The organism is Caldisalinibacter kiritimatiensis (genome assembly GCF_000387765.1).
Taxonomy (GTDB): Bacteria; Bacillota; Clostridia; order Tissierellales; family Caldisalinibacteraceae; genus Caldisalinibacter; species Caldisalinibacter kiritimatiensis.
This window is the reverse complement of sequence record NZ_ARZA01000260.1, coordinates 1-16,518: the sequence shown is the minus strand read 5'-3', so window position 1 is coordinate 16,518 and position 16,518 is coordinate 1. Positions and strand designations below refer to the sequence as shown.

Annotated in this window: 14 protein-coding genes and 1 riboswitch; all 14 genes read left to right on the top strand. The window is 33.4% G+C overall.

What is annotated here, in order from left to right:
• The first annotated feature begins 264 nt into the window (after nucleotides 1-264).
• A complete protein-coding gene (locus L21TH_RS11755) occupies nucleotides 265-1,377 on the top strand; it encodes a DUF362 domain-containing protein (protein ID WP_006316666.1) in 1,113 nt (370 codons plus the stop codon).
• Between the two features lie 102 nt (nucleotides 1,378-1,479).
• A riboswitch (glycine riboswitch) is annotated at nucleotides 1,480-1,581 on the top strand.
• Between the two features lie 192 nt (nucleotides 1,582-1,773).
• The gene (locus tag L21TH_RS11750; protein WP_006316665.1) at nucleotides 1,774-2,154 is read left to right on the top strand and encodes a GrdX family protein; all 381 of its coding nucleotides are present in this window, start codon (nucleotides 1,774-1,776) and stop codon (nucleotides 2,152-2,154) included.
• Between the two features lie 81 nt (nucleotides 2,155-2,235).
• Nucleotides 2,236-3,183 (top strand): thioredoxin-disulfide reductase, encoded by a 948-nt coding sequence (gene trxB / locus L21TH_RS11745; RefSeq protein WP_006316663.1) that lies wholly within the window; start codon nucleotides 2,236-2,238, stop codon nucleotides 3,181-3,183.
• A 139-nt stretch (nucleotides 3,184-3,322) separates the two neighbouring features.
• Nucleotides 3,323-3,640 (top strand): thioredoxin TrxA, encoded by a 318-nt coding sequence (gene trxA / locus L21TH_RS11740; protein WP_006316660.1) that lies wholly within the window; start codon nucleotides 3,323-3,325, stop codon nucleotides 3,638-3,640.
• 95 nt (nucleotides 3,641-3,735) lie between these two features.
• Nucleotides 3,736-5,022 carry a glycine/sarcosine/betaine reductase component B subunit gene (locus L21TH_RS11735; protein WP_006316656.1) on the top strand — a complete coding sequence of 429 codons (1,287 nt, stop codon included), beginning with the start codon at nucleotides 3,736-3,738 and terminating at the stop codon, nucleotides 5,020-5,022.
• A 119-nt stretch (nucleotides 5,023-5,141) separates the two neighbouring features.
• Nucleotides 5,142-5,618 (top strand): glycine/sarcosine/betaine reductase complex selenoprotein A, encoded by a 477-nt coding sequence (gene grdA / locus L21TH_RS11730; RefSeq protein WP_006316655.1) that lies wholly within the window; start codon nucleotides 5,142-5,144, stop codon nucleotides 5,616-5,618.
• 36 nt (nucleotides 5,619-5,654) lie between these two features.
• A complete protein-coding gene (gene grdB / locus L21TH_RS11725) occupies nucleotides 5,655-6,965 on the top strand; it encodes a glycine reductase complex selenoprotein B (protein WP_006316653.1) in 1,311 nt (436 codons plus the stop codon).
• A gap of 76 nt (nucleotides 6,966-7,041) precedes the next feature.
• Nucleotides 7,042-8,580, top strand: coding sequence for a glycine/sarcosine/betaine reductase complex component C subunit beta (gene grdC / locus L21TH_RS11715; RefSeq protein WP_006316652.1), 1,539 nt, complete (start codon nucleotides 7,042-7,044; stop codon nucleotides 8,578-8,580).
• 11 nt (nucleotides 8,581-8,591) lie between these two features.
• A complete protein-coding gene (grdD, locus tag L21TH_RS11710; protein ID WP_006316651.1) occupies nucleotides 8,592-9,776 on the top strand; it encodes a glycine/sarcosine/betaine reductase complex component C subunit alpha in 1,185 nt (394 codons plus the stop codon).
• 291 nt (nucleotides 9,777-10,067) lie between these two features.
• Nucleotides 10,068-11,093, top strand: coding sequence for a BMP family lipoprotein (locus L21TH_RS11705; RefSeq protein ID WP_006316650.1), 1,026 nt, complete (start codon nucleotides 10,068-10,070; stop codon nucleotides 11,091-11,093).
• 115 nt (nucleotides 11,094-11,208) lie between these two features.
• The gene (locus L21TH_RS11700) at nucleotides 11,209-12,717 is read left to right on the top strand and encodes an ABC transporter ATP-binding protein (RefSeq protein ID WP_034430066.1); all 1,509 of its coding nucleotides are present in this window, start codon (nucleotides 11,209-11,211) and stop codon (nucleotides 12,715-12,717) included.
• Nucleotides 12,704-13,843, top strand: coding sequence for an ABC transporter permease (locus L21TH_RS11695; RefSeq protein WP_006316648.1), 1,140 nt, complete (start codon nucleotides 12,704-12,706; stop codon nucleotides 13,841-13,843). The genes L21TH_RS11700 and L21TH_RS11695 overlap by 14 nt, the downstream gene beginning before the upstream one ends.
• On the top strand, nucleotides 13,833-14,765 hold the full coding sequence (locus L21TH_RS11690; RefSeq protein ID WP_006316646.1) for an ABC transporter permease: 933 nt from the start codon (nucleotides 13,833-13,835) through the stop codon (nucleotides 14,763-14,765). The genes L21TH_RS11695 and L21TH_RS11690 overlap by 11 nt, the downstream gene beginning before the upstream one ends.
• 321 nt (nucleotides 14,766-15,086) lie before the next feature.
• Entirely contained in the window at nucleotides 15,087-16,466 is a 1,380-nt protein-coding gene (gene rpoN, locus L21TH_RS11685; RefSeq protein WP_006316645.1) for an RNA polymerase factor sigma-54, read from the top strand.
• The last annotated feature ends 52 nt before the right edge of the window (nucleotides 16,467-16,518 follow it).

Sequence of the window (16,518 nt, the reverse complement as noted above, 5' to 3'; positions counted from 1 at the left end):
GTACGTACGGTGGTGTGAGAGGTCGGTAGATAAAATAATTATCTACCTCCTACTCGATTAGAAAAGTATTTAGATAATAGATAATAGTGAAAGGCGAGATGCGAGTAGCTTGACCAATTTTTCTTAGTATCCAATATTAAGTACATAGCACCTAAAAGTAGCTTTAGTTGCTTTGGTTGAGAAAAATCATATTTGAATATATAATAAAATTTAAAGGAAATACTGATAATGTATTAATTACATATAAAAAGGGTGGTGGAGCCATTGAGTAGTAAGGTTTATTTTATTAATTTAAGGGCTACTAGGAAAAGAGATAATATTCAAAACAAGTTAAGAAGATTATACGATAAGGCTGGAATAAAAAATATTTTAACAGAAGATGATATTACAGCCATAAAGCTTCATTTTGGTGAAAAAGGGTCAAATGCTTTTATTCATCCCGTATTTGTTAGACAAATAGTAGATAAAGCTAAAGAAAGTGAAGTAAAACCTTTTTTAACTGATACAAATACGTTATATACAGGAAGTAGAACTAATAGCGTGGATCATATTACTACTGCTATTGAAAACGGCTATGCATATGCTGTTGTAAACGCTCCTATAATTATAGCTGATGGTATATACAGTAAAAATTCTGTAGAAGTTGAAGTTAATAAAAAACATTTTGAAAAGGTAAAAATTGCAGGAGATATTTATCGTGCTAATTCTATGATAGTACTTTCCCATGTAAAAGGTCATGGGATGGCTGGATTTGGAGGAGCTATTAAGAACTTAGCTATGGGTTGTGCAACGGCTTCAGGAAAACAAATGCAGCATTCTGATGCAAAACCTAAAGTAATAGAAGAAAAATGTATAGGCTGTACTATGTGCGCTAAAAATTGTCCTGTAGATGCTATAAGTATGGAGAATGGTAAAGCAGTAATTGACCCTGAAATATGTATAGGGTGTGGAGAATGTATAACAGTATGTCCAAAGAGAGCAATAGAGGTACAATGGAAGACTGACCATGATACATTTTTAGAAAAAATGGCTGAATATGCATATGGTTCTTTAATTAATAAAAAAGATAAAGTAGCTTATATTAATTTTATTATGAATGTAACACCATTATGTGATTGTGTACCTTGGAGTGATGTTCCTATAGTTAGCGATATAGGAATAGTTGCATCCTTTGATCCAGTTGCAATAGACCAAGCAAGTTTGGATTTGATTAATCAGCAGATGGGAAATAAGAATAGTGAGTTAAAGAAAAACTTTGAACCTGGTAAAGATAAATTCAAAGGAGTACATGAACATATTAATGCTGAAAGAATATTAGAGTACGGTGAACAAATAGGTTTAGGTGCTAGAGATTATGAGCTTATAAAAATAGATTAAATAAAAATATGACAAAAAATTTATATTTGTAAATTTTGTTGTTAAAGACAAAATTATATATTATAATAATAGATGAAGAGACAAATAAATATACGTGTTTGGATGAGAAATGCGGGAGAGACCCTATATGGGCGCCGAAGGAGTAAGTTATTGGTTGTGCCGACTAGTAATGAAACTCTCAGGCAAAAGGACCGCATTTTGACAAAACTCTGGAAAGCTTTAAGCACCGAAGGAGCAATTCTTGTATAAGAAGAATCTCTCAGGTTAAAAACAGAGTGAAGGCACCTAATAGGGGTCTTTACTCTGTTTTTTTAGAGTTACATATGCAGAAAATTTCGAATTGCCGGAAAACATGTCGAAACCATAAAAACCTTTTCCTGATTAGGGGATGACAAAATGAGAAGGATACTAGTTACTAACAATCCATTAATAAAAGAGAAATATGAAGGTAAAATAGATATAGAATATTATCCTGAATCATATATAGATATTTTGAAAAAGGTTAGAGATAAAGTACATAAAGGCTGTAAAATACTTACTCATCCTTTATCTGGAAGTGTTAAACCAAATGAAACTCCATATAAGACAGTGATGATATCAGAAGATACATCAGATTTAGATATGGAGTCACTTATGATAATTGAAAGTAGTATAGAAACAGCATTAAAGTTTTTAAAAAATCAAAAGACACCAGAGTGGAATGAAAGGATAAATAGAGATTTTCAAGTAATAGATTTATCTTTAATAGAACCAACTCTTAAGGACAATATTAAATAATTGTTTTAAACTGATGTTATAGTGGGTAAATTACATAAGAGAGAATTTATAATCATTAAAAAATAGCGAGGGGTGAAATATATGGAAAACATTTATGATGTTGTAATCATAGGTGCAGGTCCAGCTGGATTATCTGCTGGAATATATGCAGGTAGAGCAACTTTAAAAACTCTTATTATTGAAAAACAAAGAACTGGAGGTCAGATAGTAACTACTAATGAAGTAGAAAACTATCCAGGTTCAATAAGAGAAGCTACAGGGCCTACGTTAATAGCAAGAATGGTTGAACAAGCAGAAGAATTTGGAGCAGAAAGAATAAGTGATGATATAACGGAAGTTGATTTTTCAGACAAGATAAAAGTAGTTAGAGGACAAAAAGGAGAGTATAAAGCTAAATCTGTAATTATAGCTACAGGAGCTAAACCAAGGTTGTTAAATTGCCCTGGTGAAAAAGAACTAACTGGTAAAGGCGTTTCTTATTGTGCTACATGTGATGGAGCATTCTTTACTGACTTTGATGTGTATGTAATAGGTGGAGGAGATGCAGCTGTAGAAGAAGCTCTTTTCTTAACAAAATTTGCACGTAAAGTAACTATAGTACACAGAAGAGACCAATTAAGAGCTGCTAAGTTAATTCAAGAAAAAGCTTTCAAAAATGAGAAAATTGATTTCATTTGGAATTCTGAAGTAAAAGAGATAAAGGGTAATGGACTAGTTGAAGCTATGGTACTAAGAAATAGAGAGACAGGAGAAGAAACTGAAATTGTGGCTAATGAAGAAGATGGAACATTTGGTATATTTATTTTCATAGGCTATATGCCTCAAACAGAAGTATTTAAGGATGTAATAGCTATGGATGAAAGAGGATACATTATTGCAGATGATAATATGAAAACTAATGTTGAAGGAGTATTTGTAGCTGGAGATTGTAGAGTTAAGCCTTTAAGACAAGTTGTAACTGCTGCTGCCGATGGTGCAATAGCTGCAGTACAAGCAGAGAAATATATTGATAATAATTTTGACGAGTAAACTCTGGTAGAAATTGAAGTTAGCTTATACGGAGGTATTTGCCTCCGTATAAGGTAAAAATTTTTTTAACATTTAATGTTAAAAAATTTACAACCTTCAAATTCTATTAGAGAAAAAATAAAAATGAGGGGTGATATTTATGTTACAAGTAGACAAAAAGACTTTTGAAGAGGAAGTATTAAATGCTGAAGGGTATGTTTTAGTTGATTACTATGGAGATGGATGTGAGCCTTGTAAAGCTCTTATGCCTCACATTGAAGAGTTCTCAGAAAAATATGGAGATAATATGAAGTTTTGCAAACTTAACACAGCAAAAGCTAGAAGATTAGCAATTAAGCAAGGTATATTAGGATTACCTGTAATAGCTATTTATAAAGATGGAGAAAAAGTTGATGAATTAGTTAAAGATGATGCTACACCAGAAAATGTAGAAGAAATGATAAAAAAATACATTTAGCAAATTACTCTAGGTAATAATTTATATTACCTAGAGTAAGACTATAAATATCCATAACATTCAATATATTTTTAATATTTAGAGGAGGTGAGGTCGTGCGCCTAGAGTTAGGTAAAATCAATATTAAAGATGTGCAGTTTGGAAAAGAAACTAAAGTAGAAAATGGCATATTGTATGTAAACAAGCAAGAAATAATTGACTTAGTTAGTGAAGACGAACACTTAAAAAGTGTTGATGTTGAGCTAGCTAAACCAGGAGATAGCATAAGAATAGCACCAGTTAAAGATGTTATCGAACCTAGAGTGAAAGTTGAAGGTCCAGGTGGAGTATTCCCTGGAGTAATTTCAAAAGTTGATACTGTAGGTTCCGGTAGAACTAATGTTTTAAAAGGCGCAGCAGTTGTAACTACTGGTAAGATTGTTGGCTTCCAGGAAGGTATAATAGACATGACAGGACCTGGAGCAGACTACACTCCATTTTCAAAATTAAACAATGTGGTATTAGTTTGTGAACCAGTAGATGACTTAGAGCAGCACGAGCATGAAAAGGCTGTTAGAATGGCTGGATTAAAAACAGCTGTTTATTTAGGTAAAGCAGCTAAGGATATTGAACCAGATGAAATTGAAACTTATGAATCATTACCACTTCTAAAGAGTATAGAGAAGTATCCAGATTTACCTAAGGTAGCATATGTGCAAATGCTACAAAGTCAAGGTTTGTTACATGATACTTATGTATATGGTGTTGATGCTAAACAAACTTTACCTACTTTGATAAGTCCAACAGAAGTTATGGATGGAGCTATAATTAGTGGTAACTGTGTTTCAGCATGTGACAAAAATACTACGTATCACCACTTAAACAATCCTATTATTCATGATTTATATAAAAAGCATGGTAAAGAAATAAACTTTGTAGGTATGATTATTACTAATGAGAACGTTTATTTAGCAGATAAAGAACGTTCTTCTAACTGGACATCCAACCTAGCAGAATATATAGGAGTAGATGGTGTAATCATATCTCAAGAAGGGTTTGGTAACCCAGATACAGACTTAATAATGAACTGCAAGAAGATAGAGGAAAAAGGAATTAAGACAGTTATAGTTACTGATGAGTACGCTGGAAGAGATGGTGCCTCACAATCACTTGCAGATGCTGACCCTAAAGCAGATGCAGTTGTAACAGGGGGTAATGCAAACGAAATTATTGAGCTTCCACCTATGGACAAGATTATAGGTCATGTACAAACAGCTAATAAAATTGCAGGTGGTTTTGAAGGAAGTTTAAAAGAAGATGGCTCAATAGTTGTAGAATTACAAGCTATAACAGGGGCTACTAACGAATTGGGATTCAATAAACTAAGTGCAAAAGGCTACTAGAATAAATTTAAGATTCAAAATTTAAAATACAAAATAAAAATTCAAAATTTTCGCTTATGTGATTTTATTAGAAATAAAGTGAAAAATATTATGAAAATAAAAAGAAAGGAAGTGTGAATATGGGATTACTAGACGGTAAAAAGGTCATAGTAATTGGGGATAGAGATGGAATCCCTGGGCCAGCTATAGAAGAATGTTTAAAAACAACAGAAGCTGAAGTAGTTTTCTCATCTACTGAGTGTTTTGTCTGAACTGCCGCAGGAGCAATGGACCTAGAAAATCAAAAAAGGGTTAAAGAACTAACTGAAAAGCATGGTGCTGAAAATATAGTAGTTATCTTAGGAGCAGCAGAAGCTGAAGCAGCAGGACTTGCTGCTGAAACAGTTACAGCTGGAGACCCTACATTTGCAGGTCCATTGGCAGGAGTCCAGTTAGGACTTAGAGTATATCACGCAGTTGAACCACAATTCAAGGATGAAGTTGACCCTGATGTTTTTGATGAGCAAATAGGTATGATGGAAATGGTGCTTGAAGTGGATGAAATTATTGAAGAAATGACTGATATAAGAGAGGAATTTTGTAAATTTGATGATTAATATAATAGCACCCGGAAATGAGAGAGGGGGGAAACAATGAGTAAAATTAGAGTTGTCCATTATATAAATCAATTCTTTGCAGGAATAGGCGGAGAAGAAAAAGCTGACTATAAGCCAGAAGTAAGAGAAGGCGTAGTTGGACCGGGTATGGAATTTAATAAGCGCTTTAAAGGAGAAGCAGAAATTGTAGCAACAATTATCTGTGGTGACTCTTATTTTAATGAAAACATAGAAGAAGCTAAAGCTAAGATACTTGATATGGTAAAACAATACGACCCAGATATATTTATTGCAGGACCAGCATTTAATGCAGGAAGATATGGAGTAGCTTGTGGTACTATTTGTGATGCCGTGAATAGTGAACTTGGTATACCTGTTTTAACTGGTATGTATCCAGAAAATCCAGGAGCAGATATGTTCAAGAAAAGCGTTTATATAATTGAAACTAAAAATAGTGCTGCTGGAATGAGAAGAGCTATTAAATCGATGGCACCATTTGCTATTAAATTAGCAAAAGGTGAAGAAATTGGTACTCCTGATGAGGAAAAATATATACCAAGGGGCATAAGAAAGAATTATTTTACAGAAAAAAGAGGTTCTGAAAGAGCTGTAGAAATGCTTGTTAAAAAGCTAAAAGGTGAAGAGTATGTTACTGAATTCCCTATGCCTGATTTTGATAGGGTAGAGCCTAATGCACCAATTAAAGATTTATCCAAGGCCAAAGTAGCTTTAGTTACATCTGGAGGAATTGTTCCTAAAGGGAATCCAGACAATATAGAATCTTCTAGTGCATCAAAGTATGGAAAATATGACATATCTCAATATAATGATTTAACTTCAGATACTCATGAAACAGCCCATGGAGGTTACGACCCAGTATATGCAAACGAAGATGCAGACAGGGTTCTTCCAGTAGATGTACTAAGGGATTTAGAAAAAGAGGGTAAGATAGGAGAGCTTCATAAATATTTCTATACAACAGTAGGAAACGGAACTGCAGTTGCAAATGCTAAAGCATATGCTCACGAAATAGGTAAAGAATTAGTAGCAGATGGAGTAGATGCAGTTATCCTAACATCAACCTGAGGTACCTGTACACGTTGCGGAGCAACGATGGTAAAAGAGATTGAAAGAGCAGGAATACCTGTTGTACACGTTTGTACAGTAGTACCAATATCGTTAACAGTAGGAGCTAACAGAATAGTTCCTGCAGTAGCTATTCCACATCCTCTAGGAAATCCAAACCTAGATAAGAAAGAAGAAAAAGCATTAAGAAGAAAATTAGTTGAAAAATCATTAAAAGCACTTAAAACAGAGGTTGATGGTCAAACTGTATTTGAGGACTAAGCTAAGTAAAAAGGGTGATATTAATATCACCCTTTTTAAAAACCAAGTGAAGGTAATATTTTGGAGGTGAATATCTATGTCATATGCAGTTGTAAAAGGAGCAGGTTATGTATTAGTCCATACTCCTGATATGGTTATACATAACGGAACGACTCAAACGTCAGAAAAAACTATAAATCCTAATTCAGACTATTTAAAAGAGGTACCAAAGCATCTACGTAGTTTCGAAGAGGTTGTTAGTTATCCAGCTAATCAAACATACATTGGTAATATGACTCCAGAGCAATTAGCGGAATATAAGCTACCTTGGTATGATAAAAAGGTAGAAGGAGCGAATAGAGAAGGTAAATTTGGAGAAATTATGCCTCAGGATGAGTTTATAGGAGTAATGAAGATATGTGATGTATTTGATTTAGTAAAATTAGAAAAAAATTTTACTAATACTATAAAGGATAAACTGACAAAGCATCCTCTTATAAGCGAAGACTTAGTGGCTAAACTTAAAGAAGGAGAAGAAAAAGAAGAAATTGATAAATTAATAAATACACAACACGCAGAGGCTATATATAATAATGGAGAAATTGTAGGATGTGTAAAGAGAGCTCATGATTTAGACATTAACTTAAACGCACATACTATGTTTGAAAATCTGGTTGTAAAGGCTTCTGGAGTATTATCACTACTACATTTATTAGATAAAAATAATATAAATCCAGAAGAAATAGAATATGTAATCGAATGTTCAGAAGAAGCATGTGGAGACATGAATCAAAGAGGTGGAGGAAACTTTGCTAAGGCTATAGCTGAGATTGCTGGATGTTCAAATGCTACTGGTTCAGATACAAGAGGCTTCTGTGCAGCGCCTACTCATGCTTTAATAGAAGCGGCTTCATTAGTTCAAGCTGGTGTTTATGAAAACGTAGTAATTGTGGCAGGAGGAGCTTCTGCTAAATTAGGTATGAATGGTAAAGACCACGTTAAAAAAGGCTTACCAATACTAGAAGATGTTTTAGGTGGATTCGCTGTTCTTATTAGTAAAAATGATGGTAAAAACCCAGTACTTAGAACTGATTTAGTTGGACGTCATACAGTAGGAACAGGTTCATCTCCTCAAGCGGTTATCACTTCTTTAATAACAACTCCATTAGACAAAGGCGAATTAAAAATTACAGATATTGATAAGTATTCAGTTGAAATGCAAAATCCTGATATAACTAAGCCAGCAGGAGCTGGAGATGTACCAACATCAAATTATAAAATGATAGGTGCATTAGGTGTAAAAAGAAAAGAATTAGACAGAAAAGAATTAAAAGACTTTGTTAAGAAGCATGGTATGCCAGGATGGGCACCTACTCAAGGTCATATACCTTCAGGAGTACCTTATATAGGATTTGCAAGGGAAGCTATGTTAAATAACGAGATAAATAGAGCTATGATTGTTGGTAAAGGTAGTTTATTCTTAGGACGTATGACTAATTTATTTGATGGTGTATCAATTGTTATTGAAAAGAATACTGGTAAGGTTAAAGAAGATAATGCAGTATCAGAAGAAAAAATTAGAGAACTGATTGCAGAAGCTATGAGAGAATTTGCATCACATCTTATGAATGAGTAGGAGTGATATATATGTCAGATAATGTAAAAAAACTTGTTGGCAAGGTATTCAAAGAAATCGCCGACGGAATAGAAACTGGTCAGTTTGGCAAAAAGGTAAGAGTAGGAATTACTACTTTAGGTAGTGAGCACGGTATAGATAATATTGTAAGAGGAGCAGAAATGGCTCAAAATACTAATTCATCTTTAGAGGTAGTATTAATAGGACCTAAAGTAGAAACAAACTTAGAGGTAATTGAAGCTAATACAGAAGAAGAAGCTCACAAGAAGATGGAAGAATTACTTGATAATAAAGAAATTGATAGTGCGGTTACTATGCATTATAATTTCCCTATAGGAGTTTCTACTGTAGGTAAGGTTATTACTCCTGGATTAGGAAAAGAAATGTATATAGCCACTACTACAGGAACATCTTCTCCCCATAGAGTTGAAGCTATGATTAAGAACGGCTTATATGGAGTAATTACAGCTAAAGCTATGGGTAATGATAATCCAACTGTGGGTATTTTAAATGTTGATGGCGCAAGACAAGTAGAAAGGGCATTAAAAGAACTTAATGATAATGGATATGAGATAAACTTTACTGAATCAATAAGAAAAGATGGCGGTTCTGTTATGAGGGGGAATGATTTATTATCAGGTACGCCTGATGTAATGATAACGGATACATTAACGGGGAATTTATTAATGAAAATATTATCTTCATACACAACTGGGGGAAGTTATGAAGCGATGGGATACGGATACGGACCTGGTGTAGGTGAAGGATATGATAGAGTTATTTTAATACTATCAAGGGCTTCAGGAACTCCAGTAGTTGCTAATGCGATTAAATATGCAGCAGAATTAGCTAAGGGAGATTTATTGGATGTAGCCAAGGAAGAATTCAAGAAGGCAAAAGGTGCCAAACTTGATGAAATATTAAAGGGGATTAATAAAGAAAATAAAAAAATGGATAAAAAGTCAGATGAAGATATTACGCCACCACCAAAGGAGGTAGTAACTGGTTCGATTTCTGGCATAGATATTATGGAATTAGAAGATGCCGTAAGAGTATTATGGAAAAACGGTATTTATGCAGAAACGGGAATGGGTTGTACAGGACCTATTGTAATGGTTAATGAAGATAAATTAGATAACGCTAAAAATGTTCTATCTAATGTAGGATATGTGGCGAAAGAGTCAGAGCCTTGCTAAAAATCCTAGGCCTAGCCTAGGATTTTTCTTATCTAAGTAAAGGCAAACAAGGTTATGAAGTTAGCTAATAGTTAAAATCTAATGCAAAAAAATACAGAAAAATGTTTTTATTTTTAACATACAGTAAATAAAAGCTTGTATTGTGAGCAAAAATAAACTATAATTGTAATGGTAGTTTTTTATTTACATATTATTTTATTAAAAGTATTTTTATAAAGGATATTCTACGCTTTGTGTAGAATATATAATTAACCTATTTAAAACATATAAAATAAGGGGAGGTTTATTTCTATGGCTAAAAAAGTATTATCATTAGTTTTAATTGCAACTTTAGTGTTAACGTTAGCAGTGGGCTGTTCAGGCGGCAAAGAAGAAGCTGGACTAAAAGTTGCCATGGTAACAGACGTAGGTGGAGTTAATGACCAATCTTTTAACCAATCAGCTTGGGAAGGACTTCAAAAAGCTGAAAAAGAACTTGGAATCAAAGCTTCATACGCACAATCAAATCAAGAAGGTGACTATGAACCAAACTTAGAAAAACTTTTAGATGCAGGAAACGACTTAATTTGGGGTATAGGTTATAAAATGGGAGATGCAATATTTGAGGCAGCTAAGAATAACCCAGATCAAAAATATGGTATTGTTGATTTTACTTATGGTGAAGATACTCCAGACAATGTAGTATGTGTTCTTTTCAAAGCAGAACAACCTTCTTTCCTAGTTGGTTACATAGCAGCTAAAATGACTGAAACAGGAAAAGTAGGTTTTGTTGGTGGAATAGAAGGTGCTGTAATTGATGCATTCGATTATGGATTCCATGCAGGTGTTAAGTATGCAAATTCAGATGTAGAAGTATTAAGACAATATGCAGATTCATTTAATGATTCAGCTAAAGGTAAAACTATTGCTAAAAATATGTTCAGAGATGGTGCAGACATAGTATTCCATGCAGCTGGTGGTGTTGGTGATGGAGTAATTGAGGCTGCAAAAGAAGAAGGAAAATACGCAATTGGTGTAGATAGAGACCAAAATGACATGGCTCCAGATAATGTTATTTCTTCTGCAATGAAGAGAGTTGGAAATGGTATGTATAATATAGTTGAAGAGCTTAAAAATGGTAACTTCCCAGGTGGCCAAACAATTGTTTATGGTTTAGCTGATGGAGCAGTTGGAATTGCACCTACATCAGATAAGCATGTACCACAAGAAATCTTAGATGAAGTAAAAGAGTTAGAGCAAAAAATTATAGATGGAGAAATTGAAGTACCATATAATGAAGCAACTTACAATGAGTTTATAGATAACTACATTGAATAATGATTAAGGATGATTGACTGACAGCTCGGACGACTTCGTCTGAGCTGTTTCGATATGTACACGATAGGAGGTTTTTCCATTGTATAACAATCGTTTCCAAGAAAGAGTTGTAGAAATGAAAAATATTACAAAGATGTTTGGTGACTTTAAAGCAAATGACAACATAAGTCTTACAGTACACAAAGGTGAAGTACATGCATTATTAGGTGAGAATGGGGCAGGAAAAACTACCTTAATGAATGTTTTATATGGATTGTATCAACCGACATCGGGTGAGATTTTTATTAATGAAAAAAAAGTGAATATAACAGACCCTAATGTAGCGATTAAACATGGTATAGGTATGGTCCATCAGCATTTTATGTTAGTAGAACCCTTTACTGTAGCGGAAAACATTATACTTGGAAGAGAAACTACTAAAGCTTTAGGGACACTGGACATGAAGCAAGCTATTGAAGATGTTAAGAAGCTTTCTGAAAAGTACGGATTATATGTAGACCCTAGTGCCAAAATACAGGATATTACTGTGGGAATGCAACAAAGAGTTGAAATTTTAAAAGCATTATATAGAGGTGCAGAGATATTAATTCTAGATGAGCCAACAGCTGTTTTAACACCTCAAGAGATACGAGAGCTTATTGTTATAATTAGAAATTTAACAAAAGAAGGTAAATCAATAATTATAATTACCCATAAACTAAAAGAAATAAAACAGGTAGCTGATTATTGTACAATTATCAGAAGAGGTAAATATATTGATACAGTTGATGTAAGTATTACATCGGAAGAAGAGTTAGCATCTAAGATGGTTGGTAGGGAAGTTAATTTTAAAGTAGATAAAGAAGATAGAGAAAAGGGAGAAACTGTACTAAAACTAGAAAACTTAAAGGTTAAAGATAATCGTGGTATTTATGCGGTTGATGGTTTATCGTTAGAGGTTAAGGCAGGAGAAATTCTTGGACTTGCTGGAGTAGACGGAAACGGACAAAGTGAACTTATTGAAGCTATAACAGGTTTAAGAGAAGTAGATAGCGGAAAGGTCTATATAAATGGGAAGGATATTACTAGTAAAAAACCTAGAGAGATAATTGAAAGTAAAGTTGGTACAATACCTGAGGATAGACAAAAAAGAGGACTTGTTCTTGATTTTACAGTAGCGGAGAATATGATATTAGAAAATTACTATAAAGAACCTTTTTCTAAAAAGGGGATTATGGATGAAAATAAAATTAAAGACTTTGCTAAAAAATTAATCAAGAAATTCGATGTGCGACCAGAAAATGAGAATTTAAAAGCGAAAGCTTTATCAGGAGGTAACCAACAAAAGGTTATTATAGCTAGAGAAGTAACTAATGACCCTGATTTATTAATAGCAGCTCAACCTACAAGAGGTCTTGACGTAGGGGCTATTGAATATGTACACAAGGCATTAGTTGAACAAAGAGATAAGAATAAAGCCGTGCTGTTAGTTTCGTTAGAGTTAGATGAAGTGTTAAATGTATCTGATAGAATTGCAGTAATTTATGAAGGAAAGATAGTAGGAGTGCTTGATGCTAAAGAAGCAGATGAAAATACATTAGGTCTAATGATGGCCGGAGGAGGTGTACAAGATGGCCAGCAATAAATCTAGTTTAAAAGAAAAGCTTATATCTAGTTCACTATCATTCACGCTGTTCTCGGTATTAGTTGGTCTTATCACAGGCGCTATTGCATTATTAATAGCTGGTTACAATCCATTAGAGGCATACGGAGTTATTTTAAGAGGTATATTCAGTAAACCTAAATATATAGCATGGACTATTATTTATGCAACACCGTTAATTATGACTGGACTTTCGGTTACCTTTGCATTTAGAACAGGTCTTTTCAACATAGGAGCAGAAGGTCAGTTTATTATAGGTGCTTTAGTAGCAACTCTTATAGGATACTTTTTAAACCTTCCTCCAGTTATACACGTGATAGTAGTGTTTTTAACAGCTGCTATAGCATCAGGAATATGGGGAGGAATTGCAGGATATTTAAAAGCTAAATTTGGAATTCACGAGGTTATAGCTACTATTATGTTAAATTGGATAGCACTTTATTTAAATACTTATATAGTTATGCTTCCTGGATTTAAAAGACCAGAAAGTGAATCTTCTTATAAGATATTAGATTCAGCAAGTACTATGATATTAAAAGGGTGGAAGGAATCAGAAGCAGGAATTCAATGGCTTTCAAATCATCCAATTCTAAAAGATATCTTCAAGGCCCCTGTTAACTGGGGATTCTTAATTGCTATTTTATTAGCTGCATTGGTATGGTATATATTAAATAAAACTACATTAGGATATGAATTAAGGTCTGTTGGATTTAACAAATATGCAGCAGAGTATGGAGGAATCAATGTAGATAAAAGTATGGTAACTTCAATGGTTATAGCTGGAGCTTTAGCGGGAATAGCTGGAGCTGTGCAAGTTACAGGATATACAGAATGTGTGTCAAAATTAGCTGCAATGGAAGGTTATGGATTCGATGGTATTGCTGTGTCTCTTATTGGTGGTAATACTGCCTTTGGAAATATATTTGCAGGACTTTTATTTGGTGCCCTTAAATATGCAGGTCCTAACATACAATTTGCCTTAAATGCACCAGCAGAGATGGTGGACATAGTAATAGGAACAATCGTATTCTTTATTGCTATACCTAAGTTTGTTAAGATGGTGTTTACGACTTTTGCTAAGGAAAGAGGTGAAAAAAATGTTAAATAGTTTAGCTTTTATTATAGGAACTACGTTAATGTATTCAACACCTCTTATATATACAGCTTTGGGTGGAGTAGTTTCTGAAAACTCAGGAGTTGTAAATATTGGACTTGAAGGTATGATGACAATTGGTGCTTTTATAGGAGCAACTGTAGGTTATTATTCTGGAAATCCGTGGCTTGCATTTTTAGCAGCAGGTATTGCAGGTGGTGTCCTAGCACTTTTACATGCAGTTGCTTCAGTGACATTTGCAGCAGACCAAGTTGTATCTGGTATTGCTATTAACTTTTTAGGAGCGGGTATCTCTTTATTCTTAAGTAGAATGTTCTTTAGTGGTTCAGTTATGACGAAACCAATATCCCTTGACCATAAAATGCCAAGACCATTTAATAATATGTTTGCTGAAAATTCCTTCTTTGATTTAGTATTAAACCAATATGCAACTGTGTATTTAGCTTTTATTTTAGTGTTAGTTCTTTGGTATGTTTTATATAAAACCAAGTTAGGATTAAGAATAAGAGCGGTAGGCGAACATCCAAGGGCAGCAGATACTTTAGGAATTGATGTATTTAAAATAAGGTACTTAGCAGTAATTTTATCAGGTGTATTTGCTGGCTTTGGTGGTGCTGCTATGAGTCTTGCTATAGTATCGAATTTTAGACCTACTCTTATATCAGGACATGGATTTATTGCACTAGCAGCTATGATTTTTGGTAAGTGGAGACCACAGGGAGCAATGTGGGCATGTCTACTTTTTGGAGCGGCTCAAGGTATTGCTGTTTATCTTGGAAGTACAGGTATTCAGATACCAACTCAGTTGTTATCAATGTTACCTTATGTACTTACCTTATTAATACTTATGGGATTTGTCGGTAAAGCAACAGCACCAGCAGCTGATGGTGTACCTTATGAAAAAGGTGGAAAATAATTATTTAAAAATTTTATAATGCATTTATTTGACCTTTAATGCTAATTTATAAAATAGTGTAAAAATAAAATGGCTGAGGGATTTAATCTCCTTCAGCCATTTTAAATTTCACCTAATTATCGGTTACGGACACAGGGAAAATGTTTTACCTCTATTGAATAAATAAAATTTTTGGTATAATATTTGTAGGTAATAAATAATTTTATAATATAAAGGTAAAGTTTATATTATGCATTAGTAAACTTTTGAGAAGAATTATTTAAAATATGTTAAAATATCAATTAATATTGACTAATCTGTAATATTGGGAGTTGGTTATGTATGAAACTGGGGTTTGACTTAAACCTTGAACAAACTCAAAAGTTAGTAATGACTCCTGAATTAAGACAAGCTATACAAATTTTGCAATTTAGCAATCAGGAATTACAGGAGTTTATAGAGCAGCGAATAGAAGAAAATCCTCTTTTAGAAGTTGAAACAATTAATAAAAAAGAAGAGAATATTGATGAGATAAATGATAAAATAGAGGATATAGATTGGAAAGAGTATTTTGAGCAATATGATGATATTAGCTACAGACAACCTAAAAACTCTGATGAAAAAAAAGAATCTTTTGAAAGTTTTGTGAAGGTCAAAACTACACTAAAAGACCATCTTTTATTTCAATTGAATATGTCAATATTTGATGAAAGATACAAAAATATTGGTGAAGTAATTATTGATAGTATTGATAAAAACGGCTATCTAATAACTTCTATCGAGGAAATAGGAAAACAACTAGGAGTGCCATATGATGAAGTTGAAAAGGTTTTACAGATAATTCAAAGCTTTGACCCTGTAGGTGTAGGTGCAAGAAATTTAAAAGAATGCTTAACTATACAACTTAAAAGTAGGAGAATAGAGGATAAAATACCTTATTTAGTAGTAGAGAGGCATTTAGAGGATATTGGCAACAATAGAATTATGAAGTTGGCTAAAAAACTAAGTATTAGTAAGAAAAAAGCTCAAGAAATTTGTGATTTAATAAAATCGTTAGAGCCTAAGCCTGGTAGAGGTTTTTCACATGAAAGTGATAATATCAGGTATATAACGCCTGATGTAATACTTGAATATATAGACGGGGAGTATGTAATAATTGTAAACGATGTAACAGCACCAAGGTTAATGGTAAGCAAGTATTACAAAGAGCTGTTAAAAAAGGCTAAGGACCAAAACATATCGAAATTTTTAACAGAAAAGCTGAATTCTTCAATGTGGGTTATTAAAAGCATTGAGCAAAGAAGAATGACTATATATAAAGTTGCCAAATCTATTGTAAAGTTTCAACAAGATTTCTTTGAAAAGGGGAATAAAGCTTTAAAACCATTAGTCTTAAAAGATATTGCAGAAGATATTGGGGTTCACGAATCCACAGTTAGTAGAGCTGTAAATGGGAAGTATATGCAGACACCGAGGGGATTATTTGAATTAAAGTATTTTTTCTCAAGTGGTTTGTCTAGCCGAAGTGGAGAGGTTTCATCTACCAGTATTAAATCAATGATAAAAGAGTTAATAGATAATGAGAATCCTAAAAAGCCACTGAGTGACCAAAAAATAGCTAATATATTAAAAGAGAAAAATATAAAGATTTCAAGAAGAACAGTTGCAAAATATCGTGATGAGATGAATATACCTTCATCTTCTGGAAGGAGAAGATATTAAGTATTTAAAAGGTGGCTAGTTTTGGCCTCCTTTTTTACTGTTCTCTATTCTA

Excerpts from the sequence above, each read along its gene's own strand:
- L21TH_RS11750 (WP_006316665.1), top strand. The coding sequence starts at position 1,774 with ATGAGAAGGATACTAGTTACTAACAATCCATTAATAAAAGAGAAATAT.
- trxB (WP_006316663.1), top strand. The coding sequence starts at position 2,236 with ATGGAAAACATTTATGATGTTGTAATCATAGGTGCAGGTCCAGCTGGA.
- trxA (WP_006316660.1), top strand. The coding sequence starts at position 3,323 with ATGTTACAAGTAGACAAAAAGACTTTTGAAGAGGAAGTATTAAATGCT.
- grdC (WP_006316652.1), top strand. The coding sequence starts at position 7,042 with ATGTCATATGCAGTTGTAAAAGGAGCAGGTTATGTATTAGTCCATACT.
- grdD (WP_006316651.1), top strand. The coding sequence starts at position 8,592 with ATGTCAGATAATGTAAAAAAACTTGTTGGCAAGGTATTCAAAGAAATC.
- L21TH_RS11705 (WP_006316650.1), top strand. The coding sequence starts at position 10,068 with ATGGCTAAAAAAGTATTATCATTAGTTTTAATTGCAACTTTAGTGTTA.
- L21TH_RS11700 (WP_034430066.1), top strand. The coding sequence starts at position 11,209 with ATGAAAAATATTACAAAGATGTTTGGTGACTTTAAAGCAAATGACAAC.
- L21TH_RS11695 (WP_006316648.1), top strand. The coding sequence starts at position 12,704 with ATGGCCAGCAATAAATCTAGTTTAAAAGAAAAGCTTATATCTAGTTCA.
- L21TH_RS11690 (WP_006316646.1), top strand. The coding sequence starts at position 13,833 with ATGTTAAATAGTTTAGCTTTTATTATAGGAACTACGTTAATGTATTCA.
- rpoN (WP_006316645.1), top strand. The coding sequence starts at position 15,087 with ATGAAACTGGGGTTTGACTTAAACCTTGAACAAACTCAAAAGTTAGTA.